Source organism: Rhodococcus sp. C-2, from assembly GCF_027854095.1.
In the GTDB taxonomy this organism is placed as follows: Bacteria; Actinomycetota; Actinomycetes; order Mycobacteriales; family Mycobacteriaceae; genus Rhodococcus_F; species Rhodococcus_F qingshengii.
The window spans coordinates 321,149-337,970 of record NZ_JAQGFI010000003.1; the positions used below are offsets into that span (position 1 = coordinate 321,149).

13 protein-coding genes are annotated in these 16,822 nt (G+C 61.8%); 4 read left to right on the top strand and 9 right to left on the bottom strand.

Annotated features, from left to right (window positions below; all coding sequences use genetic code 11):
• Positions 1-30 precede the first annotated feature (30 nt).
• The 6 genes from PCS43_RS08050 to PCS43_RS08075 form a co-directional block, all read right to left on the bottom strand.
• Positions 31-5,499 carry a glutamate synthase-related protein gene (locus PCS43_RS08050; RefSeq protein ID WP_209910343.1) on the bottom strand — a complete coding sequence of 1,823 codons (5,469 nt, stop codon included), beginning with the start codon at positions 5,497-5,499 and terminating at the stop codon, positions 31-33.
• Between the two features lie 182 nt (positions 5,500-5,681).
• Entirely contained in the window at positions 5,682-6,725 is a 1,044-nt protein-coding gene (locus PCS43_RS08055) for a ParB/Srx family N-terminal domain-containing protein (RefSeq protein ID WP_209910340.1), read from the bottom strand.
• A 200-nt stretch (positions 6,726-6,925) separates the two neighbouring features.
• Complete coding sequence (locus PCS43_RS08060) at positions 6,926-7,786, bottom strand: 3-hydroxyacyl-CoA dehydrogenase (protein WP_007730327.1); 861 nt, start codon at positions 7,784-7,786, stop codon at positions 6,926-6,928.
• A 15-nt stretch (positions 7,787-7,801) separates the two neighbouring features.
• Positions 7,802-8,416: a TetR/AcrR family transcriptional regulator gene (locus PCS43_RS08065; protein WP_007730330.1), complete on the bottom strand. Its 615-nt coding sequence runs from the start codon at positions 8,414-8,416 to the stop codon at positions 7,802-7,804.
• Positions 8,417-8,500: 84 nt separating this feature from the next.
• Positions 8,501-9,097 (bottom strand): hypothetical protein, encoded by a 597-nt coding sequence (locus tag PCS43_RS08070; protein WP_007730333.1) that lies wholly within the window; start codon positions 9,095-9,097, stop codon positions 8,501-8,503.
• 4 nt (positions 9,098-9,101) lie between these two features.
• Entirely contained in the window at positions 9,102-9,560 is a 459-nt protein-coding gene (locus tag PCS43_RS08075; protein ID WP_003942982.1) for a hypothetical protein, read from the bottom strand.
• Positions 9,561-9,661: 101 nt separating this feature from the next.
• Here PCS43_RS08075 and pip point away from each other — a divergent pair, with 101 nt between their 5' ends.
• Positions 9,662-10,621: a prolyl aminopeptidase gene (gene pip, locus PCS43_RS08080; RefSeq protein ID WP_007730337.1), complete on the top strand. Its 960-nt coding sequence runs from the start codon at positions 9,662-9,664 to the stop codon at positions 10,619-10,621.
• Here the strand turns inward: pip and PCS43_RS08085 are convergent.
• The gene (locus tag PCS43_RS08085; RefSeq protein WP_050655008.1) at positions 10,609-11,211 is read right to left on the bottom strand and encodes a TetR/AcrR family transcriptional regulator; all 603 of its coding nucleotides are present in this window, start codon (positions 11,209-11,211) and stop codon (positions 10,609-10,611) included. The genes pip and PCS43_RS08085 overlap by 13 nt on opposite strands.
• 106 nt (positions 11,212-11,317) lie before the next feature.
• On the opposite strand from PCS43_RS08085, the gene PCS43_RS08090 reads away from it, so the two are divergent.
• On the top strand, positions 11,318-12,397 hold the full coding sequence (locus PCS43_RS08090; protein ID WP_209910337.1) for an alpha/beta fold hydrolase: 1,080 nt from the start codon (positions 11,318-11,320) through the stop codon (positions 12,395-12,397).
• Here PCS43_RS08090 and PCS43_RS08095 read toward each other — a convergent pair.
• A complete protein-coding gene (locus PCS43_RS08095; protein WP_209910334.1) occupies positions 12,368-13,489 on the bottom strand; it encodes an endonuclease/exonuclease/phosphatase family protein in 1,122 nt (373 codons plus the stop codon). The two genes, PCS43_RS08090 and PCS43_RS08095, sit on opposite strands and share 30 nt — an antisense overlap.
• Before the next feature lie 132 nt (positions 13,490-13,621).
• Here PCS43_RS08095 and PCS43_RS08100 point away from each other — a divergent pair, with 132 nt between their 5' ends.
• A complete protein-coding gene (locus PCS43_RS08100; RefSeq protein WP_209910316.1) occupies positions 13,622-14,914 on the top strand; it encodes an MFS transporter in 1,293 nt (430 codons plus the stop codon).
• Here PCS43_RS08100 and PCS43_RS08105 read toward each other — a convergent pair.
• Positions 14,889-15,902: an ABC transporter substrate-binding protein gene (locus PCS43_RS08105; RefSeq protein WP_245361507.1), complete on the bottom strand. Its 1,014-nt coding sequence runs from the start codon at positions 15,900-15,902 to the stop codon at positions 14,889-14,891. The two genes, PCS43_RS08100 and PCS43_RS08105, sit on opposite strands and share 26 nt — an antisense overlap.
• 88 nt (positions 15,903-15,990) lie before the next feature.
• On the opposite strand from PCS43_RS08105, the gene PCS43_RS08110 reads away from it, so the two are divergent.
• Entirely contained in the window at positions 15,991-16,818 is an 828-nt protein-coding gene (locus PCS43_RS08110) for a transglutaminase domain-containing protein (RefSeq protein ID WP_030536164.1), read from the top strand.
• Positions 16,819-16,822 lie beyond the last annotated feature (4 nt).

The following is a 16,822-nucleotide window of genomic DNA, read 5'->3' on the forward strand; positions in this document are numbered from 1 at the left end:
TTGAAGCTCACCTACGTTCGGGGGAGGAGGTCAGGACACCAGGTCGGGGATCGTGCGCGAAGCGAACAGTTCGTCGAAGTTCGGCAGTGATCCGAGCTTGTCCCGATTCTTGTTGTCTTGAAACAGAATCCACCCGTACGTCGCCGGGCTGTCCATGGCCAACACGTTGCGTAGGCTCAGCGCCTGTTTGTAGTCGTCGACGCGCTTGGCTGCAATCAACGCAGCCAACTGTTCGTCGTCGTAGCCGGCGAGAATCTCTTTCGAGTACTTGACCAAGTGCTGGACGAGGGCGAAGTCCTCGGTCAGCACCAGGTTTCGGGCCGCCTTCTGCACTGCTGGATCGTCGGGTCCGGACGCACCCGGCGTGCGGGCGGTGGCGAGTTGTTGCGCGAAGTGAAGCACGGTGTACTCACTGAGCAGCGCATACATCGTCGCCGTATCGGTCTCGCCGTAGGCAGGGACTGCTCCGTTCAGTGCAGGGCGCCCGTCGCGCACTGCGAGTTTGAAGGTGCGGACCTGACGTGCTGCGATGGCGGACGCCAATTCTTCGAGGAGCTCTTTGTGCGACTTCGCAGCCAGGATTGCATCACTGTCCTGGTAGAGCATCAGTGCCTTGGGCATCGCGTAGGCGAACGAGTGCTGTTCGACTTCCCAGTTCTCGAGCAGTCGGGTTCCGAGCGCGGATCCCGTTGCCTCCACATGCAGTTCGAGCAGGAGTTGTACTGCGTGGTTGTGGACGGCGGCAAGAGGGTCGGTCGCAGCGGTGATCGAACCCAGCAGTACGGAATCGGTACTTGCTCGCAGTGCCAATTCGCCACGAGGGTCGTACTGGTAGAAGAAGCCACCACTCATGCCGTTGCCGACACCCTTGCCGAACTCGCCGAGATTCACGACAGCACCGTTGGTCATGTACTCGCCGGCGAAGTCTCCGACACCTTCGACGACAGCACTGGCGCCGGAGTTGCGAACTGCGAAGCGATCGCCTGCTTCACCTTCGACGAACACTCGTCCACCGGTGGCGCCGAAGAGCGCGAAGTTGCCGATCAACACGTTGCCACCGGCGTCACTGGAGCCGCCGCCTGGGCTGCGCACGGCAATCACGCCGCCGCTCATGCTCTTTCCTACGCCGTCGTTACATGTCCCGGTGTGTTCCAGGTGCATGCCGTCGTTGCAGAATGCGCCGAACGACAGGCCCGCAGATCCGGTCGTCAGGACGCGCACGCTGCCCGGCGCCAGATACCGTCGCCCGCGCTCGTCGGTCAGTACTCCCGGAGCGAGAAGGCCGGGCGCTCCGTAGTTGAGTTCGCGTTCGAGGTCGATCGCCAACTGACCACCGACGCTCTTGTTCCGGTTACCCAGGTGCAGTGCACCTTCGGCGAATTCAGGTCCGGACACGGCGACCGAGGCCTCGCCACGGTTGAAGAACACCGTACGAACCTCGTCCATGATCTTCTCGTCGAGCGCGTACTCACGTTCGAGGTACACAGGATTGTCGATGGTGATGTCCGGGGCGGACTCGAACATCGCGTCCAGCTTCAGATTGCCGACAATAGACGGGTGATCGAGCAGATGCAGGAGATCCGTTCGACCCCGCGCTTCCTGAAGGGACCGCATTCCCAGATTCGCGAGCAGTTCCCGAGTTTCGTGAGCGATGTTGAGAAGGTACTGCGCCATCGCGCGGGGATCGCCGTCGAACAGTTCCGGGTTGGTGGTCAGACCGGCGGGGCACTTGATGTTGCAGTTCTTGGCCATGACGCAGCCCATCATCATCAGCGCCGACGTACCGAACTCGAAGCTGTCTGCGCCGAGTAGGGCGGAAGTGATGATGTCGCTGCCGGTCTGATGCGCGCCCGAGCATCGCAGAACGACTTTCTGGCGAAGGCCGTTGGCACACAGAGCTTGATGGACCTCCGCGATACCGACCTCGGCCGCACGACCCGCGTATTTGAGGCTGGTCACCGAAGCTGCGCCGGTGCCACCGGTATTTCCGGCGACGTTGATGACGTCGGCGCCGGCCTTGGCGACACCGACGGCGATGGTGCCGATTCCTTCCGAGGACACCAACTTCACGATCACCCGAATGCGAGCTGCCTTGCAGTCGTGGATGAGCTGAGCGAGGTCCTCGATGGAGTACGTGTCGTGGTGAGGCGGCGGCGAAACCAGTTCGACCCCGGGCGTTCCGCCGCGGGCGGCAGCGATGTCGACGGTGACCTTGGCGGCCGGAAGCTGCCCGCCCTCACCGGGTTTTGCGCCTTGGCCGAGTTTGATCTCGATCTCTTCGAGCATCGGATCGGCGAGGTAGCCCGCCCAGATTCCGAAGCGTCCGGATGCAAGCTGCTTGATGCGCGATGCACGAATCGTGTCGTAGCGCGAAAGGTGTTCGCCGCCTTCGCCGCTGTTGGACATCGCACCGACCATGTTCGTGCCGTGCGCGACGGCTTCGTGCGCCGGAGCGTTCAGTGCGCCATGGCTCATGGCACCCGACGCCAACTTCGGGGTGATGTCGCTTGCACTCTGTACCTCGGAGAGAGGTACACCTGCCGGTGCGACCCTCAGCTTGGAAAGGAACTCTGCCGCAATACCGGTTGCATTCAGCACCAGATCCGGGTCGGTGGCCTCGATGGTGACGTCGTCGGCAAAGGCGACGGAAAGAGCATCGCCGAGTGCTACCACCCGAGCGGTGTCGTCGGCCAGTGGACCGTCCAGGCTAAGTGTGTACCGGCCGTCCGCGGCAGATTCACACCGGATTCCACGCATCACGATCGTCTTATTGCCGCGCACCGAGAATCGGCTGATCTGGTCGGTGAACTCGGCTGTCGTCACCGCAAATGTGACATCACCGGGCACGGAGATGACATCGCGCAACGCGGCGGGACGACGCGATCGTTCCGCAGCCATGACAGTGGAAAAGTCCCGGTACCCGGCGGTGATGTCGAAGTCGTCGATCTGCTCGGTGGTCAACCGGTCGAAGCTCGTCGCCCGGTATGCCCCGGCGTCGAGGCGGAAGGCGTCGTCGAGCCGTCCGAGCGGCAGTAGACGTAGAGCCTCGAATTGTTCTGTTCCGGAGGGACTGTCGAATGCGATCTTCTCTTCGGTGAGTTCGACGTACTTACGGACCGCGGTGGTACCGAACGAATGCCCTGCGCCGTCTGCACGCTCCTTGAACAGGCCGAGCAGTGGCAGATCCTTCTCGCCCCCGACTGCGCTCGCACGCTCGTGCCACTGCTTCGAGGTCACCGCGACGGTGTCGAAACCGACGCCACCCACCGGTGACTTCATGTTGGGGAACCACTGGCGCAGAACAGGGTCGGAAGTGTCGAGGAAGTTGGGTTCGAAAAATTCTCCGCCGATGTAGCTTTCGACGGTGCACAGACCGACGCGTCCCATCGTCTTCATCAGGGACTTCTCGGCGGCCTTCGCGAAGCGTCGGAACGCGGCGTCCGGGTCAGCGGCGAACTTCTCCTCGGCTCTCAACTGAACGGACAGCGGGTAGACGGCGGAAGCGCCGAAACCGAGTGCGGCCGCAACGTGGTGTGAGGACTCGATCTGGCCGCTCTCGACGATGAGAGAGACGCGCAATCGCAGGCCCGCGTCGATGAGGCGTTGGTTCAATGCTCCGACGACCATGATCGCGGGAAGTGTTGCGCGCTCGTGAGATACGTGGCGGTCGGTCAGGACTGCGATTCCGCCCTGTTCGGCCGCGAAGGCTACAACAGCGTTGCCGAGCGCGGTCATCGCGTCGACCATTGCCTGCGCGTCACCCTCGGCGGGGTAGAGCATTTCGAAGCGGCGGTGCGGAGTGTGGTTCTGTTCGCGGATCTTGAGCATGTCCAGGTGCCCGAGGATCGGCGAGGCGATGACGATCTGCTTGCCCTGTCCGGGGGACATCTTCGCACCCAATGCAACCCTGAGAGTCATACCGTCCGCTTCCCGGATGCTGTCGAGGGGAGGGTTGGTGACCTGGGCGAATCGCTGCGAAAAGTAACGAGCCACGCCGCCTTCGCGGTCGCTGAATGCGTTGATGGCGTTGCCGTAACCCATGGCGGAGACCTTTTCGGCTCCGTGCGTGAGCATCGGATCCATCAGGAATTTGAAACTTTCCTGATCCAGGGAGTACGCCATGTAGCGCTGATGAACCTCGAAGGTGCCGTTGTAGCGGGTCGGGGAGCTGACTTTCTCCGCTGGCACGGTGGGAATGTCTTCGATCAGGATTCGCGATTGCTCCAGCAACGACTGGTAGTCGCGCTGAGCGGCAATCTTTTCCAGAGCTTCGCGGGCAGTGTAGGTATGGCGGTCTCGATGATCGAAGTACAACATTCCGCCGGCCTCGACGCGGCCACGGTGAATCACCGTCTCGGGTGCGAACGCGATCTGTCCGGCTTCGGAGAATGCGCACACGTAGTCGTGCGTCTCGATCGTGCGTAGTGGACGCAGACCGAGGCGATCCAGGCGCGCACCGATGATGGTGCCGTCGCCGAACACCAGCGCTGCCGGTCCGTCGTTCTTCTCCTCGTACAGCGAGAAGTACTCGAACATCGCACGCACTGCGGGGGAGAGAGTGGTGTCGTTTTCCCAGGCCGGCGGCATCATCGAGACCACAGCCGTCACCAGGTCGACACTGTCCTCGATGACGCGTGCTTCCAGGGTCTGATCGAGTCGGCAACTGTCGGACTGGCCGGGCGGACGGACGATCGCACGTCGTTTTGCACTGGCGACAGCAGCTTCGGAGAGCCGATTCTTCTTGTCCGTGTTCAGTTCTCCGTTGTGAGCCATGAACCGGAACGGCTGCGCCATCGTGGGATGCGGGTCCGTGTTGGTCGAGAACCGCGTATGGAAGTACATCGTGTGCACGGCGTGATCGGGGTCGACCAGGTCGCGGAAGTACGGGATCACTTCGTCGGAGTTCAAGCGACCCTTGAGAACCTGAGTTCGCGCGCTGAGCGAGAGTGGGTACAACCCGCGTAGTGCAGGGGTGTTGTACGCGATGGCTTCGATGGCGAGCAGAGCTTCGTGCACGAGGCGATCGACTGCCGCAGGCTCGGGACGCGGAGTGGGGACCTCGAAAATCCACTGCCTGATCGGAAGCTGATGCGCGATGGCTGCCGGCCGAATCGCCGAGTCGTCGACCGGCACGTTGCGCACAGCGAGGGTGGTGAAGCCTCGGTCCAGAAGTTCGCGTTCCACCAGAGCGGCTGCACGAGCATGCTGAGCATCGTCGTCCGGAAGGAAGAAGTTGCCGACGCAGAAGCGGCCGGCGCGGAGATCTGAGCGCCCGGTGACCTTGCGGAAGAACTGGAGGGAGAGGTCAACCGAGACACCGCCGCCGTCGCCGACGCCCTCGGAAGACATACCGCCGCGGTGCGGTACCGAGCAGAGTGCTTCTCGCCCCTTGATCAGGACATCGTGGGTCTGCACGCCGTCCTTGCGCGTGATGAACCCGACCCCGCAACTGCTCTTGTCATCTGAGGGGTCGTACAAACCGACGATGGACGTGCTCACTGCAGCAACCTTCTCCCTGTCCTGGTTGCCCGGAGATTGTTCGACCGGGCAGATACGACGGCATGTATTCCGTCAGGGCAGGGCGTCGCTGCTTCGATGAAGCGGCACCCGAATGGGATCAGACTACTGAGTAGAGGCTTACCTTAGTCAAGTCTACTTGGTGTGACTTGGATCTGAGCAGGTCAGAGGGTTGCTTTGTAGGCAAGTGCGTAGGCGATCTTGCCCGGCTTGTCGTCTGTGTACGGCTTGGACAGCTTTGCGAACTCGCCCTTGGACTCGGCTTTGCCGTCGTTCCAGGCCGACAGGACGCCAAGATCGGTGGCAGTGAATCCGCTGTCGACGACGGCATCGCCCGTCAACGCTGTCTGTGCTTTGGTCACCGACTTCACGGTGCCCAGGTAGCTGGAGAGATCATCGCGATTCCAGTTGGTGAGGTCGACGGGCGCGGTGTCGCGGACCCAGGCGCCCCAGTAGAACTCCTGGAACGGAATCGTGCCTGCGGCGAATCCGATGTCGCGGGAGAAGTACATCAAGCTGCGGTACTTGTCGTCGGCGAAGTTGGCCAGGCCGACGCTCTTCGGCAGAGCCTGGACCGGTACCTGGTTTCCGTCGACGTCACGCGACCAGACCCACTTGTTCTTCTCCATCTCGGTCCAGAAGGCACCTTCACTCAAGCCGCTGAGGTTGCCGAGAACCCGCAGTCGCACGTGAAGGTCGGGACCGCCGTCGGCCGTCTCGATGAAGGACGTGAGGGTGTGGTGACCGTCGGTCAGATAGAGATCGCCGCGGGGACCGACGACCACGGTCTTCATGGGCGCGATGCTCTCCGCGGTTTCCTGACCCACCGGGAGCTGGCAGGTGAAGGACGACGGGTCCTTCAGTGTCGACGCCGCAGTAGCGGTCGCGGCCTGGATCTGGCCGTTCGCCTCACACCAGTCGTCGAACTTCTTGTTGATCGTGTCTTTTCCGAGCGTGTATCGCCCGAGCTTGTAGTACACCTCGTCGTAGCCGAGGGACGGTTGTGTCGCGTGAACGTCGCCGATGCGCACGTCCAGGAGATCACCTTCCTGGGCGCACAGGTACTCCGATCCGCCGGCGGAGCCTGAGAACGAACCGGTGGAGATTCCGCCACACGCGAGGGGAGCGGCGACAGCGGGAGTGCTGACCAATGTTCCGGCGCCGAGCAGTGCCAGTGTTGTGAGTGCCGAGATGGCGGAACGACGCATGTGGGGATCTCTCCTGATGATGGGTTCGCACGTGAAGAAGCTTGCGTCACAATCGCTCAGGGTGGTTTCGGACTTACTGACAACAGACGTCCGCGCGGTGGCTACCACGTGAATTCACGTCGTAACCACCGCGCGGTGAGCCTGTTGGTTGATCAGCCCTGCAGTTGATCAGCCCTGCAGTTGATCAGCCTCGCAGTTGATCAGCCCTTGTAGTTGTAGAAGCCCTCGCCGACAGCAACGCCGAGCTTGCCCTCGTCGATGTAGTTCTTCTTGATGTAGTCGGCGAATTCGCGCTGCTTCTCGCCGCCCTGGGAGGAGATGTTGTAGACGGTGGTCAACCCGACGACGTCCATGATCTGGAAGGGGCCGAACGGGGCTCCGGTACCGATACGCCACGTCTTGTCGACCATGTCGGGATCGGCGATGCCGTCGATCAGCAGGTCGGATGCTGCGTTGAGGAGCGGGACCAGGAGCGAGTTGAGTACATAGCCCGCCTTCTCCTTCTTGAGTTCGATCGGCACCATGCCGATGTTCTTCGCGAACTCGACGACCTCGCGGTACACGGCGGGGTCGGTGGACTCGGTGCCCATGACCTCGGCAGTGTTGTTGACCCACACGTGATTTGCGAAGTGCAGTGCGAGGAACTTCTCGGGGCGGCCGGTGAACTCCTTGAGATCGCTCGGCAGCAGCGTCGAGGAGTTGGTAGCGAACACCGTGTGCTCAGGAGCAACCGTGGCAAGCTTCTCGTAGGTGTCGCGCTTGATGGCGATGTCCTCGGGAATTGCCTCGATGACCAGGTCGGCCTTGGCGACGGCTTCGCCTAGATCGTACGAGTACGTAATACGTTGCAGCGCTTCGTCAGCCTTGCCTTCCTTGGCACCCTCGACGTTCTCGGCCTTGTAGGCCGCGGCCAACGAGTCGAACCGAGCCTTGGCCTTTTCGATGACCTCGGCGTTGATGTCGTACGCGACGACGTCGAAGCCGTGATAGGCGGCCTGATAGGCGATCTGTGAGCCGAGAACTCCGGTACCCAGAACGGTGATCTGCTTCAGTTCAGTCATTTTCGATCCTCAATCCTATTCGGTGGGTAGTCCGGCAAGCGTCAATCGGACCTGTGCGGCAACGATGTTCGTGAGTTCGTCAGCCGTGATCCGGTCCAATGCCGCGCGGGCTATTTCGAAGTGCAGCACGTTGGAAATCGTTCGCGCTGCAGTGGTGGTTCGGGTGGTGTGGTGGGGGTGTGCCTCGTGCAAGATTTGCGCAATCCGCGTTTGCAGGCGCTGCGAGAGTTCCAGGCCTTCGGCCCGGAAACACTCGCTGGGCTCACCGAACAACACCTCGCGTTGGTAGATGCCGGTGTTCTCGTCGCTTCGGCGACTTGCGATCAGCAGGGGTGAAACCAGCTCGAGCACACGATCTTCTGTGCCGGTCGACTTGGCTTCACACTCTTCTCCCAATTCGATCTGCTTGCGGTATTCCGCGTTGTACACCATGAGCAGCAACTCGGCTTTGCTTGCGGCGTAACGAAAGAGAGTGCCGCCGGCTACATCGGCGCGGTCGGCAATTTCTTGAGTTGTGACTGCGCTGTAGCCCTTTTCCGCGAACAGTTCGGCAGCGGCGTCGAAGATGCGTGTCTGCTTCTCGAGTTTGTTGCGTTCGCGACGGCCCAGCTCTTGGTCCGGCTTCGTCATCCCGCTCACCTCGTTCCATTTCGGATCACGCTCATAAATGAGTCTACTCCGAAATATCGGGAGGGTGGAGTCTCCTCCGTCACATCACCGCAGTCCGCTGACCCAACCGGCGAACACGTCTGAGAACACGTCCGCTTCGCACGCATGCGCCGATTCGGGATAGGCGCACTCTGGGTATCCGGCGACGACGGCGGCAAGTTCGACGTTGCAACACTGCGCCAAGAGGCCACGCAGGAGATCCGCAACCGACCAACCCGCGACGGATACCGCAGGGATTCCCTCTTCCTCGTACACCTTCACCAGATCGGCGTGCCTCCAGGACAATTCCTCGGCCACCAGTGCATCAGGGTTGAAAGACATGGCGCGGTCGAGTGATCCGCGCAGAAGTGAGTGCGGATCGTCCTCGCCGCGAAGCCTGGTCGCGAGGTCCGCCGGCGCCTTCTGCATGACGAACATCCAAGGTTTGCCGTCGGGAAAGACTCCACCGAAGCCTGCCACGTTGAACGGTAGGTGGCTACTGAGAAAATCGGTCTCCACGTCGACGTGTTGATCGTCGCCCAGATGAATGAAGTGGCCGGAGGCAATTTCCTCGCCCATTGCCGGCTCAGCCCATGTGTTGTTCCACAGATCGGTCATCCGACTGCCTTCGGGAAAATCGAGAACCTCGAAGAGAAAACCCATGTCTCTACAACTCCCCGTCGAAGTGGGTGGTTACTCCACCGGTCAGTCGAGAAACCGTCTGCGCCGAGGTCGCGAGGACGACTCGGCTTGTCTCGAAGGTCATCTCGTCGCGTTCGGTGTCCTCCGATTCGGGATCTTCGGCGAGTGAGAAGTCGAGTTCCACCTCTCGATCGGTGCTGGAACAGACCGAGATCATCAGCCCGAGTCGTTCGTCGGTGAACGCCGGAAGCGATTTCTCGGGATGGAAGTCTGCGGCCGCGTGAAAGAAGAACGCCGCCAGCCGTTCGACGAATCCGTCGTCCGTATGTCGGCTGAGATACTGATTGAAGCGGTCGGGGCTGAGCAGCCCGACGTCGAAAACGAGTGTGGGTACGTCGGATTCGAAGACAGTGGCGGGAACCGCATGACTGCGAAGGAAGACTGCGGCGCCGCCGTATCCCGGCAACCTGAACCCATCACGCATCTGGTGTACTCCCGTCGCAGTGGTGTCCTGTCCACGCTAGGCCATTGCTCGGCCGCGTGCTGCCTACTCGAGTAGGCAGCTTGATGGAAGAATCACCGCCTATGACTGCTGTCCTGTACCCGCCCGTCGAGCCGTACGAGTCGGGGCTGTTGGAAGTGGCGGACGGTCAGAGTCTCTACTGGGAGACAGTCGGCAATCCGGCGGGCATTCCGGTTCTCTACCTACACGGCGGTCCTGGTTCGGGATGCACTGTCGGCGCCAGGCGTTTCTTCGATCCCGAAGTCTTTCGCGCAGTTCTGTTCGATCAGCGAGGCTGTGGGCGCAGTCTTCCGCTAGCGAGCAGTCCGGACGTCGATCTGACCGTGAACACCACGGCGCACATTGTGGAAGACATCGAGCGTCTTCGTGAGCATCTCGGTATCGAGCGATGGATCGTCACGGGACTTTCCTGGGGCGTGAGTTTGGGTCTGGTGTACGCGCAGGCGTTTCCCGCGCGGGTGCAAGCGATGGCCCTGGGCGCGATCACCGGCGGGACGAGGGTCGAAATCGAGTGGATCACCCGTGCCATGGGCCGGGTATTTCCGCGTGAATGGGAGGAGTTCGTGGCGCCGTTGCCGGTGGACGAGCGTGACGGAAACCTCCCCGCGGCGTACGCGCGACTGCTTGCCGATCCGGATCCTGTTGTGCGCGAGAATGCCGCGTTGCAGTGGTGCCGTTGGGAAGACGTGCACGTGTCGCTGATGCCGGGGTGGACTCCGAGTGTTCGATACCAGAATCCGGACTTCCGCCGGGTGATGACCAGGCTGGTTACGCATTACTGGGGTAACGACTGCTTCCTGGCGCCGAATCAGATATTGGACGGAATGGACCGTCTCGCTGAGATTCCCGCGATTCTCGTGCACGGACGGTATGACATTTCCGGGCCACTCGACACTGCCTGGGCGATCCACCGGCGTTGGCCGGGTAGTGAGTTGGTGGTACTCGACGGCGCCGGGCATGGCGGCAGCGGATTCAACGAGGCAATCGTGGAAGCGCTGAATTCACTGGCTCATTCGGCCTGATCGAGTGCCCCGGCGCGGGCCGCAGCGAGCGCGCCGGCAGCAGCACGATCGGCAACCGACTGGTCGACCGGTAGATCGGCGACCAGCAGGCGATAGTAGATGGGTGCGGCGACGGCCGCCAGAAGATCAGCGGCCGAGACCTTCTCGGAGATCTCCCCGCGCTCGACTGCTCGGCGAACGACGATGTCTGCCAGTTCGTAACGTGCGGAATAGAACTCGCGCTTGAGTCTCGCGACCTCGGGCGTGCGGACCGCATCGGAGAACAGTGCAGCCACCAACGCGCCGCCTGACTCGCTGGTCACCAGTGCGACTATCGATCTGGCCATCTCGCGCAGATCGGATTCGATGGAACCGGTATCCGGGATGGGAACGGTGGTTGCCGATACCTCGACGGCCGCGTCGGCCACCAGTTGGGACAGCGTGCTCCATCGCCGGTAGATCGTGGTCTTGTGGACTCCGGAGCGGGTGGCTATGTCCTCGATGGTCATCGCGGCGAATCCGCGTTCGGACAATTCGGCCGCCGTGGCTGCCAGGACGGCCTCGCGCACCCTGGCACTACGCCCTCCGGGCCGTTGTGGTGTCGAAGTCATGAGTCAACCTTATCGCAACAAGGTGTTGTGTTAGCTGGAGGCACGTGGTTCACTGAGCTAATGCAACTGATCGTTGCATTAGAGATGAATTGAGGGGTGTTTTCCCATGTCATACGAATTTCCTGTCGATCACCGAGGCCTCTTCGAAGAGCGCACAGGACAGTTTCTGAGCTTCGGGCTCCCCGTCTCGGATCTCGAGGAACTGCGCGCGTCCATCCACTCGACCTGGGCCGACGCGCCGGGTGGTTGGTCGTACGAGTGGTCGGCGTTGGCAGCAAAGTACTCCGCGGCCGGCAATCATTCACTCGCGGCGATGATCTACGGAATCGCCAAGTTCCCCGTCCTGGCCAACGATTCGCGGCGCCGGGCCCTGCAGAATCAGGTGGACGAATACGTCAAGGCAGCACCGGGATTCGGGCTCGAGTTCGAGCGTCGAATCCTGTCCCTGCCCTACCGATCCGGCGAGATCGAGCTACCGGTGCACATTCTCTCCGTGGACGGAAGGTACGAAGACGCACCCGCCCTGTTGCTCAGCGGCGGCGTCGACGGCTGGAAGATGGACATGCATCCGTTGGTCAGTGCGTTCGCGAAGAACGCCGGAGTGACTGTTGTCGCTTTCGACCAGCCGGGAACTGGTGAATCACCGGTTCCTCTCGACGCTTTCGGTGACGAGGTGATCGACGGACTGGTGGCGACGGCTCGCGCCCTCGGCAATGGCCAGGTGGCACACCTGGGAGTCTCCTTCGGTGGCAACTTCGCCGTGCGGTCGGGGTTGACCGGCGCCGTCGATGCGGTGATCAACATCGGCGCCCCGGTCAAGGGCGCGTTCGAGACCGCGAACGCGGAGCGCCTGGTCTACGGCATGGGTGACATCGTCGGAAACGCACTGGGTTTCGATGCCCCGGCAACCAAAGAGGCGCTGGTACAGGGTCTCCGTGCTTTCGATCGCAGTGTCTTGATGACCGCAGACGACGGCCGGACCCCGATGCTTGTGGTCAACGGGGCCGACGACGTTCACATTCCGCTCTCGGACACCACTCTCTTCGAGGAGCGCCCGAACACGCAGGTACACGTCATCCCGGATGCGGGGCACTGCGCAGTGACCAAGCTGCCCGAGTTGACGCCGATGATGATCGAGTGGCTACGAGATGCCCTGTCAGGAACCGCTCCACGAATCGGTCGATGATCCGCCGCCGAAGCTGGCAAAACGATACGTCGCAAGAACGGCCTTGTGATCGGTCGGCCACGGCGTCGGTGAAGCGATGAAGTTGTCCTGGGAGTTCTCCTCCACTCTTTTGTTGTGCACGATCGTCTTTCGCGGGCCGATGATCCCGACGGATCCCAGCTTCAGGTCGGAAGCGCGGTCGGCGAAGATGTAGTCGATCCGATCGCGTTCGTCTGCCTCGGGTGCCCAGGTGAGCTGTGAGGTGTCGACGTCGGGATTGTCGGACGGCCAGGTGAAGCCCGGGTGTGTGGCCGGGTTCGGGTACTTACTGCGGTAAGCGTCGACGAATCCGGCTTGGTCGAGCAGGCGGGTGGATTCCCAAGGAACGACTACACCGTTGTGGTCGAACAGATTTCGCGTGCTGTCGGTCCAATCCAGGGCCGACGGTTCGTTGAAATCGCCACCGAGGATGACGGATCTGCCCTTGGCCCGTTCTTTTGCCGCATCGTCGACGAACGTCGAAATTGCCTTGGGTCGTCCCGAATTGATGTTCACACGCTGAACCGTCTCGGGGTCCGTGACCGGACCGGACGGCATCTTGTTCCAACCGAACTCGGAGAACTCTCCGGGCTTGGGAACACCCGCGCCGTATCCGCGCGGTAGATACGTCGCGTAGGACGTGTAGGCCAGATGTGCCGAGTAAGCAGCGATTTGTTTGCCGTCGACCGTCACGACTGCCTTGATCATCGAGTTCAGGTCGGCTGTTTCCTCGATCGGAAACTTGGAGAGAATCCCCACGTCGGAGGACGCTGCTCCGTAGAAGGTGGTTCCTGATTTGGTCAGCATGTCGGCCAATGCAGTTGTCGCAGTGCCGGCTTCCGACAGGAGAACTATCGACGCCTGTGTCGAGATGATCATGTCGGCGATCAGCTGCAGGCCACCGTTGATCTTGGTTCCGCCGTGCCAGGTGTTGAGGGAGAGCACTTTGATCTCCTGCGCGGGGCTCGCCCCCGCGACGGAGGTATTGGCACCCAATGTAAATGCGCTCGCGGTGACTGTGCCCGCGGCTACCGCCATCGCCTTGACCATCTGGCGGCGCGTCAATCCATTCATCAAATCCCGGCTCTCGTTGTCGTGTGCTCGAACCCCCGGAAGATGATTACCATCGCTACCTAAACGGACAGTTAACCAATTGTAAAATGGCAGATTTCCACAGAACGCCGTGCGGGCAATAGTCTTCTGATCGTGGTACTCAGTGAGCGTTTCCCCGGTAACAAGACCTTCGCGAAGGTTCGTGTCCTGCCGCCGGTGGTGAAGCTGCTCCTCCTCTCGATGGTGCTGTTCAACATCGGGTTCTATCTGGTTGTCCCCTTTCTGGCGGTGCACCTTTCGGAGGACCTCGGATTTGCGGCCTGGATTGTCGGCCTCGTCCTCGGATTGCGGATGTTCAGTCAGCAGGGCATGTTCTTCATCGGTGGAAGCCTCGCCGACAGGTTCGGCAAGCGTCCGATCATCCTGCTGGGCATAGCCGTTCGTGTAGTCGGTTTTCTGATGCTCGGTCTGGCAGAAAGCATGAGCGCCGTGATCGTCGGCGTGCTCCTGGTCGGCTTTGCTGCCGCGCTCTTCGCGCCCGCAGTGGAGTCGGCCAACGCGGAGTACGGACGCGAACTCGAGTCCGCCGGAGTTATGCGTCGTACCGATTTGTTTGCAGTGGAACAGATGTGCAGCCGCCTGGGAACAGTGATCGGTCCGGCGCTGGGAGCTGCTCTGTTGATGTTTCCGTTCTCGTGGACGGCGTCGAGCGCCGCGTTGCTCTTTGCGATCGTGTGGGTCGGGTTCTTCATCTGGTTCCCCCGACCGGGCGATGCCCACGACGGCCCGGTGTCGACCTATACGCTGCGCGATGTCTGGCGAAGCGTCCTGACCAACAACAACTTTCTGCTCTTCGCGACACTCTGCAGTTTTCAGCTGGTTGCGTACAGCCAGCTGTACCTGATGCTTCCGGAACAGCTCGAGCGCGGAATCGGTTCGCAGTCGGCGCTGGGATGGTTCTACGTGGGCGCGGCGGTGTTGGTGATCGTCGGGCAGGGACCGACGGTCGCGGTTGCCCACCGCATCGGGCATCGGCGCGCGATCACCTTCGGGCTTGTGCTCATTTCGGTGTCGTTCCTGGTTCCGCTGGTCACCGGCGTCGACTCCGCAGCTTCGGCGTCGACGCAGATAGTCGGTCTGGCGGTGTGGATCGGGCTGCTGCACCTGGGACAGATGTTGATGGTGCCGCCGATGCGAGACACCATCGCGATCCTCGGTCGTGAAAGCAACCTCGGAGCGCACTTCGGCATGCTCAACACGATCGGCGGTCTGCTCGCGCTCCTGGGAACCGTGGGAGTCGGATTCGTGTACGACCTCGTCGACAACGGCCACGCAGCGCCGGCGTCACCATGGGTGATCGTTGCGCTCTGCGTGGCCGTGTCGGCTGTGGTGTTGTGGGTGTGGTCAGGCCGAACGAAAGTTATCGACCAGCGATCGTCTGATTGATCTTTGCGACGAAATCTTCCAGCACAAACGGAATGGTGAGTGGGTTCGGCATGGACACCGCGTCACTGACGATGGGGTCCAAGCTGATCAGGCCTCCGGTCTCGACCACGTTCAGATTGGTGAACGCCGGCTGCGACTCCATCTCGGCGCGAGCCTTCTCGTAGTTGTCGAAGAGCAGGTAGTCGCACTCGAGGAGGTCGTAGTTCTCGGCGGAGATCTCGTAGTTCAGCTTGCCCGCGAACCGATCCTTCAGTGCGGCAGGCGCCGTGAATCCCAATTGCGTGAGCAGCTGAGCCCGCGCTGCCTCGGGGCTGAACGCTCGCAGATTTCCGTCGCTCCAGCGAATGACGAGAGCTGCTGTCTTGCCTTCGAACTGGGGGTTCTCCGCGCGGGTGCGAACGATGAGGTCTTCGACTTCCTGGACCTCCTTCTGTGCCTGCGCGGGAACGCCCACAGCCGTACCGATGCGGGTCGTGACTTCCTGCCAGGGCAGAACCCAATCCGTCTGATCGGCGGCGTGCAGCACCGTCGGCGCGATGGCGCTGAGCTGCTTGTACAGATCCTCGTCGATCGCGTTGTTGACGGCGATGATCAAGTCAGGCGCTGCAGCCACGATCGTTTCGATGTCGAAATCGGTGGTGGCGTTGGCCAATGGCGTCGGCTCGGCGCCCTGGACTGCAGAGTCGGCCCAGACGCCGATTCCGTCGTCGGTCGATCCCTTCCACACCGGGACCAGGACGGGCGTCAGCCCGAGGGAAAGCAAAACGTCCGCGTCGCCGATACCGACCGCTGCGATGCGGCTGGGTGCCTGCTCGATGGTGGTGGAGCCGAACTTGTGGTCGATCGTCACCGGGAAGGCGTTGACCTCGGCGTGAGCACCTTCGGTGCCGGGAGTGGATTCGTCTTTCGCACTGTCGCCGCAGGCAGCAAGGGCGAAACCGGCTGCTGTTGCGAAGGTGACGGACAGCATGGCACGGCGGCTCAACATAGGGTTCACGGCAACCTCGGGTTTCATGGTTATGGGACCCTAACCATAGTGGAGTTGCTGTGTCGGCAGTGTTTGTTAACCTCCGCCCATGACGGCGGTTCTCGACTACACATCAGCAGGACCGTTCACCCGCATCGACGGGGTGGACATGCTCGCCCTCGAGTCGCTCCCCACCGACCCCATGCAAATATGCCGGGTAGTGCCGTACCTGGTGGTCCAACCCACCGATGCACGGTCGCTGAATCTGCCCACCGACCGATTCGACGAAAACCAGATCCGGCCGGCAAGCGTTCTGCTTCAACGCCTGCTTGCGCTCGATCCGGCACCGGTGACCTCCGCCCGAGAACCCGACAAGCGGCTCGTCGGAACCTGTCGGCACTTTGCTGTTTTGAGTTGTGCGTTTCTGCGCTATCGCGGAATTGCCGCTCGCGTCCGCTGTGGTTTTGCCACCTACTTTCAACCGGGACAGGGCGTGGACCACTGGATCACCGAGTACTGGGACGACGCCGGCAAGCGGTGGATCCGCATCGATTCGGAGATCCTCGGACAAAACGTCCTTCCTCACGCCCATAACCTGCAGCCGGGAGAATTCCTCAGTGGTGGTGAGGCGTGGCTGGCGTATCGACGCGGCGTGATCGACGGGTCCCAGTTCGGGGTGTACGGCACCGAGAACTGGGGGCCGGCCGAGATCCGCGGCAACGCAGTGAAGGATCTTGCCGCGATGAACAAGGTCGAAACTCTGCCGTGGGACGAGTGGGGTCGTATGACGGACGCCTACGACGGAAAGACAGGCGCCGACTACGACCTACTGTTGGACGATGTCGCCGCGGTGTGCGCCGCCGACGATCCCGTTGCCGTGCGAGCACTGTACGAGCACGATGACTTGCGCGTGCCGGACAAGCTGATTCGTTTCTGAGATG